This window comes from Christiangramia lutea (genome assembly GCF_022489035.1).
Classification (GTDB): Bacteria; Bacteroidota; Bacteroidia; order Flavobacteriales; family Flavobacteriaceae; genus Christiangramia; species Christiangramia lutea.
Window position 1 is genome coordinate 1,346,488 of record NZ_JAKVTV010000001.1, and the last position, 14,031, is coordinate 1,360,518.

The 14,031-nt window shown below is 39.1% G+C and carries 6 protein-coding genes; all 6 read left to right on the forward strand.

The annotated features are described in order from the left end of the window. The 6 genes from ML462_RS06125 to ML462_RS06150 all read left to right on the forward strand — a co-directional run bounded on the left by ML462_RS06125 (position 1) and on the right by ML462_RS06150 (position 14,031). Complete coding sequence (locus tag ML462_RS06125; protein WP_240712867.1) at positions 1-7,596, forward strand: S8 family serine peptidase; 7,596 nt, start codon at positions 1-3, stop codon at positions 7,594-7,596. A gap of 292 nt (positions 7,597-7,888) precedes the next feature. Then, positions 7,889-9,151, forward strand: coding sequence for a thrombospondin type 3 repeat-containing protein (locus ML462_RS16160; RefSeq protein WP_423738466.1), 1,263 nt, complete (start codon positions 7,889-7,891; stop codon positions 9,149-9,151). A 682-nt stretch (positions 9,152-9,833) separates the two neighbouring features. Further along, on the forward strand, positions 9,834-10,316 hold the full coding sequence (gene nusG, locus ML462_RS06135; RefSeq protein WP_240712868.1) for a transcription termination/antitermination protein NusG: 483 nt from the start codon (positions 9,834-9,836) through the stop codon (positions 10,314-10,316). A 189-nt stretch (positions 10,317-10,505) separates the two neighbouring features. Next, positions 10,506-11,618 (forward strand): GDP-mannose 4,6-dehydratase, encoded by a 1,113-nt coding sequence (gene gmd / locus ML462_RS06140; RefSeq protein ID WP_240712869.1) that lies wholly within the window; start codon positions 10,506-10,508, stop codon positions 11,616-11,618. Then, the gene (lhgO, locus tag ML462_RS06145; protein WP_240712870.1) at positions 11,619-12,875 is read left to right on the forward strand and encodes an L-2-hydroxyglutarate oxidase; all 1,257 of its coding nucleotides are present in this window, start codon (positions 11,619-11,621) and stop codon (positions 12,873-12,875) included. It begins immediately after the preceding gene. 31 nt (positions 12,876-12,906) lie between these two features. Further along, positions 12,907-14,031 (forward strand): GDP-L-fucose synthase family protein, encoded by a 1,125-nt coding sequence (locus ML462_RS06150; protein ID WP_240712871.1) that lies wholly within the window; start codon positions 12,907-12,909, stop codon positions 14,029-14,031.

A 14,031-nucleotide genomic window follows, 5' to 3' on the forward strand; every position in this document is an offset into this window, starting at 1 on the left:
ATGAAGAAGCTGGATAACGAAAGCGTGGACAGCTGGCTCAACCGAAATGCCTCTCAGCGAAAGGCACTTCAGTCTATGTTAAATGTACTGAAGAGCAAAGAGTTACCTGAGTTTGAGGCTGAGGTTAATCATGATAAGAGTATTACAACTAAAAATAAAATAATGAATAAAATTACACAGTTCTTTAAAAAACTGGGAATCCTAACAATGATGTTATGGCTAGCCGGTTCTTTAAATCTAATGGCTCAAAACAGCGATTTTGTGCCGGGAAAAGTCCGGATTAAAATTAAACCGGATAAGGTAGAATTGGTCGTTAAAGACTTGAACAAGGCTTCTGCCAATGGAGTTCTGAAAACAGGGCTAAGCAGTTTTGATAAAATCAGTGCAAGGTATTCAGCCTCCAAAATGCGTCGTCTTTTCCCACATGCCGGAAAAAATGAGGAAAAACATATAAAGCATGGTCTTCACCTTTGGTATGAAATAAATGTTCAAACCGAGGCCAATATGGAGGCTGTGGCAAGAGAATATGGCGGAAATGAATATATCATTACGGCAGAGCCCATCCGTCAAAAATCGGTGAATACATCTGGAGTAACCCTGGCAGAAAATCCTGCTGCACCAACTATGGAAACGGTTACAAATGACCCATATCTTCAGGATCAATGGCATCTTTCCAATGATGCAAGCCTGGAAGGCTCGGTTGCTGGATCTGATATCAATGCGCCCAAGGCTTGGGACATTAGCATGGGTACATCCAATGTGATTGTTGCCGTGGTTGATGGTGGTGTAGATACAGATCATGAAGATCTTAAAGATAATATGTGGATAAATACCGCAGAATTGAACGGTATACCAGGAGAAGATGATGACTTTAACGGGTATATCGACGATATATATGGATATAACTTCGCTGAGAACCAGGGAGAGATCACAGATCAGGACCATGGAACTCACGTTGCCGGAACGGTAGCTGCCACCAGCAACAACGGAAAAGGTGTAGCCGGCGTTGCAGGTGGATCTGGTAACGGAGACGGGGTTAAAATAATTTCTGCCCAGGTATTTAGCAATAACGGGTCAGGAAGCTTTGCACCTGCCATCGTATATGGTGCAGATAATGGTGCTGTTATTTCTCAAAATTCCTGGGGATATCAGTCTGCAGGTGCATTTGAGCAGGCAGTACTTGACGCCATCGATTATTTTATCGAAGAAGCAGGGCATTATCCTGGAAGCCCAATGAAAGGAGGAGTTGTGCTATTTGCCGCAGGAAACAATGGGAAGGATGAAATTCACTATCCTAGTTACTACGACCAAACAATAGCCATTGCATCTACCGGAACAAATTATGCAAAGGCCGATTATTCCAATTATGGAAGCTGGGTAGATCTTACAACTACTGGTGGAAACGTAAGACAGGGGAGTAAGAGTCAGGTTTTGAGCACCTTGCCAGATAACCGCTATGGTTATATGCAGGGTACTTCCATGGCTACGCCTCATGCCTCTGGTATTGCTGCTCTTGTTATTTCTAAGTATGGTTCGGAAACTTTCACTAATGAAGACCTGAAAAAAAGACTATTTACAGGAGTTCGTGAAATAGAATCTTATAATCCCGATTTTAAAGGGAAACTTGGACTGGGCTTCATGGATGCTTACCTGGCACTAGCTCCCAACGACGAACAGGCTCCGGCTACTATTAGTGATCTTAGCCTTTTGGGGACTTCAGAAGATTTTGCTACCCTGAATTTCACAGTACCCACAGATGCCGGAGATCTAACTCCTTACGCATATAGATTAATGTGGTCTAAAAATACCGACATGTCTGAGGCTTCTGAAATGACGATTAAGAACGATTTCAGAGAGGTAGGAGACCTTATCGAAACTACTGTGGAAGACCTTGATTTCGAAACTACCTACTATTTCTCTATCGTAGCAATAGATAGATGGGAAAATGCCTCGGCGATGTCTAACGTGGTGGAGGCAACTACCAATCAGGGACCAGATATTGCCACCGACCTGGCAAACCTAAATTTTGAAATAGATACCCAGGTAGATACAAATGCCCTGGATACCATCAAAATCCTGAATAAACAATCAGGAATTCTTAATTGGAATGCTGAAACCAGGCAGGTTTCTAATTCGCCATCGTATACCAGTGCAGCCTTGCCGGCAAGAGGAACTACGATTAACCCCAGCCAGTTGACTGTGAAAAAGGAGCCGGTAGAGCTTATTCAGAAATTCGAAACTCGCGGGGCGGTTCAAAATTCATGGGAGGCATCAGAGAAAAAATTTTTTGGTAGCAATCCAATTTATATTATCGGAGAAATTGATACTACCGCGACGAACTCTTCGGCAACACGATTTACCGTGGAGGAACCAGATGGCTTCAACCTAACTTCGGTAAAGGCCTATTTAAACCTTGATCAGGAAGATGGTCCGGCAGTTCTGGAGATCTATAAAGGAGAAGAGATAAAAGAAGATAATCTTATCTACTCAGATGATCAGTTTAGAGGTCGGGATGAAAATGATTCCAGGTTTCATACCAATAGTTTGAACGAACAGTTGTTTTTCGAACAGGGAGAAACTTTCTGGATCGTTATTCATGTTCCGGCAGGAAATTTATATCCGCTTGGTGTAGGTCCGGAACTTAGCCCGGAACATTCTGATAAGGCCTTGATGAGTTTTGATCTTGGAGAAACCTGGGTTCCACTCGCTGGCGCCATGGATAACGATCAGTTTGTTTGGGCTGTTACGGCCTTAAGCCAGATCGAACCCCTTTACAAATATGTGAACCTTACCCCTAATGAAGGACAAATCCTGGGTGAAGGTGAGTTGGATATGGAAGTGGCGGTTGATGCAAGCCAGTTGATCAATGGTAATTACAAGTCTAATATCGTGATCAATTCCAACGATTCAGATACTCCTATTCACAGAGTACCCGCAGAAGTCAAAGTTACAGGCCATAAACCTGTGCTCTCTACTAATAACATTCTTGACTTCGGAAGTGTTTTTAACGGACTTTCCTCTACGAAGGAAATGACCATTCAGAATACTGGTTTAGGAAGGTTCAGAACGCAGTCTATTACTTCTTCCAGCCCTAATTTCGTGGTTAATACTTCTGTATGGTCTTTGAATGTAGCGGCGAAGAATGAGGCTAGCATGTCTATAACCTATACACCTTCTGGGGTTGGGAACGAAAATGCAGAGATTACCCTTACCAGTTATAATGGGGATGTGCATACCTTTAATGTGTTTGGAGTAGGAACAGAGCCTGCCCAAATCGAAGCTGATCCTGCCGTAGTGAATTTTTCCGATTTAAGTGTTGGAGAAAATGCACAGGCAAGCATTACGCTTAAAAATACCGGAAAATATCCGTTACAATATGGTTTCCCGGCTTTTGCAGATGATGTAAGTCATATTGAAAACCTGCCGGAAAACGTCCAGCGATTTCCATATGTTATGGAGAAAATGCCATATGATGGCTATGAATTCAATGATATTTCTACCTCAGGTACAGAAGTAACTGAATTTTTCATTACCAATTCATTTAGTGAATTTTTCGAGGTTGATTTAGGTTTTGATTTTCCATATTTCGGTAACTCAGTTAATTCGCTTTACATTACCAAGCGTGGAATGCTAACTTTAGGAGAGGACGGTAATTTTAATACCTCTTCCCAGTTTCATGGCAAACATATGCCAGAAGGATACATTTCAGCCTTAAACAGAGAATGGGCTGTTGCCAAAGGTGGAAGTATTCATTACCTGCGTGAACAAGGAAAGTTCATTCTTCAGTATTCTAATGTTAGGCATGCTAATGATAGGGATAATGTAGCTATTACCTTCCAGATAGAACTTTATAACAATGGTGATATTAAGTTCATTTACGATAAGTTCGAAGGATTGTTTTCCTATCAGTTGAGAACATTCTATGCTGCTATCGAGAATCAGTCGAAGAATGACGGAATTATAGTTAATTCCAGTTCAGACAATGTTCTTTTACCTATGCAACCGGGCCAGATTGTTCATATCCACAGTCCGGGTCTGGGATTAATTGGAAAAGTGGAAGAAGCAAAAGGAATGATCCAGCCTGGTGATTCCAAGGAAATCACTATTAGTCTGGACGGAGAGAAATTGATAGAAGGAACGCACAAGGAATATATTTCAGTTCTTTCTAATGATCCATTTAACAGTTCTTTCCCTATCGAAGTAAATATCAACGTTGTTGACGGTGGGGAATCCAAACTGGTATTAAGTGAAACTGAAGTAGATTTTGGAGAAGTTTTCCAGACTTCAGAGGTTAGAGGTATCATTGGTGTAAAGAATGATGGATCCAAGCAAATAAGTATAGACGATATTAGCTTTACAAACGGTCAGTTGAATTATGATGGTGAGACCAGTATGGTTATTGAACCAAATCAAACCCTGTATGTTGAATATACTTTGAATACCGCAGATCGTGGACCTGTTAACGATACTCTTGTTATTACAGATGCTGCCGATGAGACTTATGAAGTAAGTTTTAAAGGAACTATTGTGAAAGCACCTGGCATTGAGGTAGTAGAGACTGCGTATTCAGAAATGATGAATTCAGATGAGGAACTGGTAAAAGCATTTAAGGTTACAAATACCGGAGAATCTACACTGGAATACGCTATTGCGGCAAGTGAGCACGTGACCGTTCAGGAGCCAGCTGCCCAGAACAACGTTCCAGAATTCACCTATGTACACCGTTCTACCTATGATGAAACCATGAAGCCTAACGCCCAGTGGATTAAACTGGAGGAAGAAGATAAAGTACAATTTTATCTATCTGAGGGTGATAATTGGGAAGTTCTTGATCTTCCATTTGAATTCGAATTCTACCAGGAAAAATATGGTAAGATCTGGATGGGTACCCAGGGTATCTTAAGCTTTGATGAAATCGAGGATGAGTCAAGTTCTTATTTTACACCTCCTAATGTTCCGCAGGATGATGAGTTAAACAACTTTATCGCTCCTTATTTCGCTGCCGGTGGACCAAATACCAGCCTTCCGGAAGATCAGTGGGGAAGATATATGAAGGCCTTTGAAGACAAGGTGGTATTCGAATGGAGAGGATATAATAACCTTTTCTACATTGGTAGTGAATTTAGTATCCAGGCAATACTTTACAAAAACGGAAAGATTAAGTTTCAATATAAGCATGATCCAAATCTGCCAATCAGAGCCTTTTATGGTTTAATTGGAATTGAGAGTAAAAATGGAGCTGATGGAACCCAAATTGCCTATTACCAGGATTATCTGGCCAATGGAGTTGCAGTAGAGTTCAGTCCTGCGGTTAAAGAAACCTTAGAAGCAGGTGAATCCAGAGAATATGATCTTACTTTTAATACAATGGGCACCAATGCAGGCACCTATGAGGAGTCATTGAAAGTGATCAATAATACGCCGTTAACTCCTGAAGTAACCGTACCTATCGATCTAGAAGTAGCTGGCGAAGCAAAACTGGTCTTTATTCCGGATACGCTGGACCTGGGCGAAAAAATGGTTAGACCAGATGCAGCTTACCTAGCCGATGTGGCGTTTAAAAATACAGGAAAGAAGACTTTTACAGTTCATAATCTTAGAACCGAAGATGGTTCAACGGCACAGCTAGACCAGCTTATCTATAACATCAGATGGGGGTGGCAATGGGTTCCGGTTAGACCTACCGATGAATTCACAATTGAACCCGGATTCGAATCTGAGACTTTCAGATTAACTGTGAGTCCTGATGGTCCAGATTCAGATTATACCAATAAAGTTCTTGTTGATACCGATTATGGGACTACCGAGGAAATGCTTGTTAAGGCAGATTTTAAATTGCCTCCAACATTTACGGTGAACAGCGAGGAAATCTATCACTTAGCATTTAATGATGATGTATATACGCATACCCTTAATCTGGGGAATGCTGAAGGACAGTCTCCACTGGTATATACTATTGGAATGAATTACCTTAGAAGTGATGTGATGCCAGCAGCAGCACCGCAAGATTCAGATAGCGATGCCATATTGTTACGTCATGATTTAGACTTTGAGCCGAATAATTTGATCACGCAACTTGATGAAGAATTTGCAACGGTTCTTAATCATGATAACAAGGATAATCCGTGGACTTCTGTTGGATTTAACGGAACTAGTGAGTTTACAAGCTCTACGAGGTTCGTGGCACCTGAAACAGGATTCAATCTTTCGCACATTCAAACCTGGTATGCCTGGGGAGAGTGGCTGGAATCTGATTTGAAAGTTGAAATTCGAGTTGGTGATAATATTGAAAATGCAGATGTACTTTATAAAGAAACATTAAGTTATGTCGCAGAGGAAGAAAATGGAGATGGAGAGCTAATTACTCTGGATTTGGGTGAAACGGTAGAGCTGAATCCTTATGAGAAATTCTATGTGGTAATAACCTATCCACTCGGAGCCGGCTTCCCTCAGGGGGTAGCCTATGTAGATGCACACCAAAGTAACCGATTCAAATATTATAGTGGTGGTTTCTGGTGGGACATTGACGGTGCTGGATTAGCCGACTCTGGTTGGATGGTTCGTGCGGCTGAAGTTGAAGTTGCTGAAAAGAACTGGTTATCAATTACCGGTGAAGCGAATGGTGATATACCTGCAGGAGGTAGTTTAGATACCAATATAGAGTTACATCCTGCAAGAGCTACTCAGCCAAATAACTATGCGATGCTTACTATCGAATCTAACGACCCAGATAGGGAGTTCGTAAGTATTCCGGTTACCCTGGATATTAACCAGGCGCCAGATCTTGTTGTTGATGACATGTACTATGTGAATGAGAACGAAACGCTTAATATAAGCCTTTCTACTTCAGATCTTGAAGGAGATGTGGTTGCCGGAGCCAGAATGGCAGAAAGCAATCCTAAGACTGAAATTAACTTCGCCGAAGGAATGGTAGACTTCTCATTCAGCCCAGATTTTGAGGATGCTGGTTTCCATACCTTTGATGTGATTCTAGAAGATGAGAATGGAATCGAAGGAACTTCTACTATCAAGGTTGAGGTGATCGATGTGAACAGGGCTCCTGAAGCTAACCTGATCGCAGACCAGACTCTTAACCTTTACACCGGGCAATATCGTCTGGATCTGAATTCAGTATTTATCGATCCAGATGGAGACCAGGTAACTACATTGACTCCTACCGCAAGTAATGGAGTGGTTGAGATCTTCGTGAACGATAATAACATGCTGGTTAGCCCATCTGCTCTAGGTACCTCTACCATAACCCTTCAGGGTGTTGACGGAAGAGGAGGAGAGATCACTACCACTTTTGATGTACTTGTAGTAAACAAGGTTACCAAAGACAGTGATCTTGAAGAAAGCTGGAAAGTTCATCCAAACCCTGTTAACGAGGTGATGTACATTAAAATGTACAGCCCTGTCATGGAAAAGATGAGCATCAAATTTTATAATACACTTGGAGCCCTGGTTAAGACTTCTCAGTCTGAAGGATCAGATTCGATGATCGAAGTGCCAGTGGCCAACCTTAGTCCGGAAATATACTTTGTAGAAATAACTACTGAGAATGCCCGTTCTGTAAAAAAGATTGTAAAAAATTAGTTTGATTTAAATTCCATTCTTTTTAACCCGGCTCTATTATAGAGCCGGGTTTTTTTTATGTGGTTTTAAATACAGAATGCAGGCTTTTCCCATATTCTTATAAGTTGCTTTAAATATCTTTTAATAAAGATTTCCTGTAGGTGTTTTGAGTAATTATCTGATATTCAGTGAGTGGAAAAATGCTGTTTAACGAAAAAATACGTGATATATCGATATTTTTATTACTTTAGTTTCATAACACTTTAATTTTTTTCCAATTTCTAAATTGAATATTAACCTAATAACTAACCAAATGAAAAAAAATTATCTATTCTGCATGCTCCTTGCATGTGGCCTTTCCTTTACCAGCTGTCAGAAAGAAGATTCGATGCCAAATCCTGAAGCCTCAGAAATGAAGGATTTTAGTATTGAGGACCTTATTGATATGAAAGAAAATGGGATTAGCGATAATGAGATCTTTCAGATTTTCAATAAAAAGGCTAAAACCTTACCTACGCTAAATTCTAATAAGAACGCTGAAGCTTCTGGTGCTCTAATTGCATACGATGATGAAAAATCATTCTCTGCTTTATGTGAAAATATGAAACTTGAGAATTTTGACAAGGCAGACGCATTCAATTTTGTTCCTTTTTCCGGCCATCTTAACTCTGCAACTTCCAATGCAATATTTTCGGAAGGCAGCATAGAAGAAGGATTAAACTTCAAATCTGAAAATAGTCAGTTGTTAATTGCCAATTTCGCACCGGCACAGCCTGCGATAGATAAGGTTCTGGCTATTGCTACTACAGATGATCTTGTAATTGAATTCAGTTCAGATGTAAATTATGTAGGATTCGAATTATACAACATAAACTTTAACGGCTTTAAAAGTTTTACTATTGAGGCCTATGGAGAATCTGGATTAATCGGTTCTGTTGTTCGAAGTTCCCAACTTCTTGGGGGAACCTATGTAGGAATTGAAGCAGAAGAAAAAATTACTTATGTGAAAATTTATTCTGATGCTAGAGGTACTCCTGGAATTGATAATGTAAGCTTTGGAGCCTGTTTCAAGGTTGCAGACACAGATGGCGATGGAATTAATGATGAGGATGATAACTGTCCTGCAGTACCAAATCCAGATCAACTGGATACCGATGGTGACGGAATGGGAGATGTGTGTGACGAAGATGATGATAATGACGGAGTCTTAGATTCAGAAGATAACTGTAGCCTTACCGAAAATAGCGACCAGGCAGATTTTGATGGAGATGGTTTGGGTGATGCCTGTGATGATGATATTGATGGTGATGGATGTTTGAACGAAGATGACGCTTTTGCTAATTCAGATACAAGCGAAACCATTGTGATCAATGGATGTGATAGTGGTGTGGCGAATCTTGTTACCTCAACTTGCGGTGTAACTATGGCCGATGTGATTTCTGAGGCATATGCTGAGGCAAAAAATCAGGGCCAGTTTGTTAAGACAGTTGCTAAACTTACCAATGACTGGAGAAAAGAAGGCTTTATTACAAATAAGGATAAAGGTCGTATCCAAAGTTGTGCAGCTGGAAAATAAGAAAATTAGAATATAGAATAGAGAATAGAATAAGAAAAGCCCTTGGAAAAGGGCTTTTTTTGTTCTAATAACTCATTGAATTGGTAGTTGTTCTTACTTTTAACTATTTCCAAACTCCATGAAACCTTTGAATCTGCTGATGTAGTATAGAATTCTCTAATAAAATATTTTAAACTCTTTAAGATTCAGCAGTTTATATTCCAGAGACATGTTAAAATTTATTAAATTATATTATTCATATTTTTTTCTTTCATTTTGTTCAATAAGCCTATTAAATGATTTAATATAAGTAAGATTTTTATTGATAATTCAAACAAAATTGGAATTTCATCTAATTTACTATTCCTCTAGGTGATTGATATTCAGAATTTTAACAGTTGTATATTTGGTAAATGGGATCAAATATTTAAATTTATCTTAAAATTAGTTTAAAACCTAGCAGACTAATTAACCCTACATTTAACATAAATTACCCAAATCTTTTTTGCTTTATTCTTTTTTCAAGGGCGATCTGTTTTGTGACTCTTGTGGCGAAGCCATAAATTTTTCAGAAGTCATTTTTAGAAAAGAATATAATTTACCCTCCCCCCGAAGATTATAAGTACTGAAAGCTGCTTTTCATTCTATTTTTTTGAAAGCTGACTTTTAGAAAAACTAATTCTAACCAAAAAATTATGTTAGTATGGGATGGTATGTTTTGTACACTAAACGTAAATCTGAAATTAGGGTAGCCAATAGTTTAGCAAATGCCAATTTTGAAGTTTACTGTCCTACCGTTAAGGAAGTAAGACAATGGAGTGACAGAAAGAAGAAGGTGGAGAGCCCTCTGTTTAAATCATATATTTTTATACGTTTAAAAGAAAGCAACCGGGCCAAGGTATTTGGTTTTCCAGGTGTGATCCGTTATCTATACTGGCTGGGAAGACCCGCAATTGCCAGGGATGAGGAAATAGATATTATTAAGGACTGGCTGGAAAATGACGATTATGATGCTTTTGAGGTCAACGGTATTTCCCCAGGGGATAGAGTGAAAATTAAATCTGGTCCCTTTCAGGACAAAGAAGGTGTTATCCAGGAAATAGGTTCCAAAAGACTCAGACTTATATTAAGAGATATGGGAATCACCATAAATGTAAGAATTAAGGAGTTATCTATACAGGGCTAACCGTTAGTCTGTTTTATGTGTTTCTTATCTGATAAAACAAGGTTTTTCCGATTAAAAATTCAGGTCCAAAAGACTTTTTGGATGTTGGGCATTATTGTTTAAACAATACTAATAGCCTCACGATATACTAAAGTTCTCTACACCCTACCAGAGAACAATTACCCAATTTATTTATTAAAACAAAGCGATATGAAAGTTGCTCTAATTACCGGAGTTACCGGTCAGGATGGCGCCTATCTTAGCGAATTCCTTTTGGGAAAAGGGTATATTGTTCATGGCCTTAAGCGAAGGTCTTCACAATTCAATACCGATAGAATAGACCATATTTATCAAGATCCGCATCTTAAGAATAGAAATTTTATTCTTCATTATGGTGACATGACTGATAGTACTTCGGTAATTCGGCTGATTCAGCAAATCCAGCCTGATGAAATTTATAATCTGGCTGCAATGAGCCATGTAAAAGTTTCTTTCGAAATTCCCGAATATACTGGAAATACAGATGCATTGGGCGTTCTGCGAATCCTGGATGCTGTAAGACTGTTGGGTCTGGAAAAAAAGACCAGGGTTTACCAGGCTTCAACTTCAGAACTATATGGGAAGGTTTTGGAAGTCCCGCAAACAGAGAAAACTCCTTTTTATCCTCGAAGCCCTTACGCCATCGCTAAAATGTATGGGTACTGGATAACAGTTAATTACCGGGAGGCATACGGTATGTTCGCCTGTAATGGAATCTTATTCAATCATGAATCACCAATTAGGGGTGAAACTTTCGTTACCCGGAAAATCACTCGCGCAGTTTCCAGGATTGCCCTGGGACTCCAGGATAAGATATACCTTGGAAATCTTGATGCCAGAAGAGATTGGGGACATGCCCGGGACTTTGTTAGAATGATGTGGATGATACTTCAAGCGGAAAAACCGGAAGACTGGGTGATCGCAACTGGTAAATCTACCAGTGTAAGAGAATTTGTAAAAATGTCGTTTGGTGAAATAGGAGTAGAACTTGATTTTCAAGGTAGGGGTCTCGAAGAAAAGGCTTTTGTGAAATATTGCTCTAACCCAGATTATCAAATTGAAATAGGTAAGGAAATTCTTTCTATTGATCCCCGTTACTTCCGGCCTGCCGAAGTAGAGCTATTAGTTGGAGATTCATCGAAAGCTCGTGAAAAATTAGGTTGGCAACCAGAATTTGATCTACATGATCTAATAAAGGAAATGATGGAAAGTGATCTTAAGCTAATGAGAAAGGAGAAATATCTGAATGAAGTTGGTTTCAAAACCTATAATTATTACGAATAGATGCGAAATAAAACAGATTATAACTGTGATTATCTCATAATAGGAGCTGGGATTATGGGTATGACCATAGCCTATGAGATCCTGGAAGAACTACCCACCGCCAGTATTGCCATTATTGAAAAGGAAGCGGAGGTAGGCAAGCACGCAAGTGGCAGGAATAGTGGAGTATTGCATGCCGGGTTCTATTATACTCCAGATTCTTTGAAAGCTCGATTTACCAGGGACGGTAACAGGCTTATGAAGGAATTTTGCAAAGCCAATGGAATAAATATCAATAACTGTAAGAAGGTAGTGGTAGCAAAGGATGAAGAGGAACTACAGTCTTTATTTGAACTCGAAAGAAGGGGAAGAAAGAATGGAGTGGATCTAGCCTTGATAAGCGAAGAAGAGCTTCATGAGATCGAGCCGAATGCAAAAACATACAGGAAAGCACTCTATTCTCCAACCACAGCGACGGTAGATCCTCTCGAGGTTTGTTTGAAGATTAAAGAAGTCCTTCAGGAAAAGGGAGTTCGATTCTTTTTAGATTGCAGGTATACTGGTAATTCTGAAGATAATGTGTTTACTACCCGTGGTATATTCAGTGCAGGATTTATAATAAATACTGCCGGTTTATATGCAGATCTAATTGCCCGGGATTTTGGCTTTTCCCGTTATTACACCATAATACCATTCAAGGGGAGGTATTTAAAATATAATGGGGATGATATGCCCGTAAAAATGAATATTTATCCCGTACCTAATCTAAAGAATCCATTTCTGGGAATTCATTATACCATCACCTCAAATAATGAGGTCAAAATTGGGCCTTCTGCTATGCCGGCATTCTGGAGAGAAAATTATGGTGGATTAAGTAAATTTAATTTAAATGAATTTCTGAACATAATATACTTCGAGTTTATCCTGTTTGTTCGAAATTCCTTCAATTTTAGATCACTTGCCTGGAGTGAAATAAAAAAATCAAATAAAAAGTATTTTTCAGGATTGGCTAAAAAACTGGTCTTGAAATGCGATATCGAAAACTTTAACCAATGGGCCCAACCGGGGATCAGAGCTCAACTGCTTAATAAACGAACCTTTAAATTAGAAATGGACTTTATTATGGAAGGCGACGAAAGGTCTCTTCATGTCCTAAATGCCGTTTCGCCAGCCTTTACTTGCAGTTTTGCTCTCGCTAAATATATAGTGAAAGAGAAGTTACCTGCAGAAATTATTGAACAGAGGACTAAGCAGGTTAAATCAGTAGAAATAAATTAGAAAGGATCCTACAAGACCAATAATTACAATTATGCTTAAGAATTCTAAAATATACATTGCCGGCCATAGAGGCCTGGTGGGGAGAGCAATTATTAAAAGATTGAAGGATAAGGGATATCGGAATTTCATTACCAGGGACAAAACCGAACTGGACCTTCGAGAGAGTGAATCTGTAGAAAAATTTTTTCAGAAAGAAAAACCAGAATTTGTTTTCCTTGCTGCTGCCAAGGTTGGCGGAATCGTTGCTAATAATAAGTACAGGGCAGATTTTCTATATGAGAATTTGATGATACAAACCAATGTAATCCATCAAAGTTACCTAAGCGGCGTTAAAAAATTAATGTTCCTGGGCAGTACCTGTATTTACCCGAAAAATTGTCCTCAACCAATAAAAGAGGAATATATGCTTACAGGAAGTCTTGAGTACACTAATGAGCCCTATGCAATTGCAAAAATTGCTGGAATGAAAATGTGTGAAGCCTATAATCTGCAGTATGGAACAAATTTTATCTCGGCAATGCCAACCAATTTATATGGTCCCGGAGATAATTTTGACCTTGAAAAATCACATGTTCTCCCCGCTCTTTTAAGAAAGATGTTTATAGGTAAGTTAATTGAAAATAAAGATTGGGATGGATTGCGTAATCATTTAGCACAAAAGCCTCTCCCGAACCTGCAATCTTCAGAGAGTGAAAAAGCGATTCTAGAACATCTTCGGAAGTATGGGATACTGGTAGATGAGGGAAGAGTTAAAGTTGAAATTTGGGGAAGTGGAAAACCCTTAAGGGAGTTTTTATGGAGTGAGGATATGGCCGATGCTTGCGTTTTTTTGATGGAAAAAATTAATTTTTCAGATGTAGTTTCTTCCATTAAATCCAAGGAAATTAGGAATACTCATATAAATATTGGTTCCGGGCTTGAAGTTTCTATTAAGGAGCTGGCCTGGCTTATCAAAGAAATTGTTGGTTTTGAAGGCGAATTATTCTTTAACACAGATAAAAAAGACGGAACTATGAGAAAAGTCACCGATACCTCTAAATTGGAAGATCTTGGCTGGACATATTCTGTCAAACTAACGGAAGGAATAAAAAGAATGGTTTCTGAAATTGAAAAAAAGGAGTTTAATACTCAGGGATCAGAAGTAATTGTACAGTGA

What these genes read in the sequence shown, in the direction of transcription:
- ML462_RS16160 (WP_423738466.1), top strand. Translation starts at nt 7,889, where the DNA reads ATGAAAAAAAATTATCTATTCTGCATGCTCCTTGCATGTGGCCTTTCC.
- gmd (WP_240712869.1), top strand. Translation starts at nt 10,506, where the DNA reads ATGAAAGTTGCTCTAATTACCGGAGTTACCGGTCAGGATGGCGCCTAT.
- lhgO (WP_240712870.1), top strand. Translation starts at nt 11,619, where the DNA reads ATGCGAAATAAAACAGATTATAACTGTGATTATCTCATAATAGGAGCT.
- ML462_RS06150 (WP_240712871.1), top strand. Translation starts at nt 12,907, where the DNA reads ATGCTTAAGAATTCTAAAATATACATTGCCGGCCATAGAGGCCTGGTG.
- ML462_RS06125 (WP_240712867.1), top strand. Translation starts at nt 1, where the DNA reads ATGAAGAAGCTGGATAACGAAAGCGTGGACAGCTGGCTCAACCGAAAT.
- nusG (WP_240712868.1), top strand. Translation starts at nt 9,834, where the DNA reads ATGGGATGGTATGTTTTGTACACTAAACGTAAATCTGAAATTAGGGTA.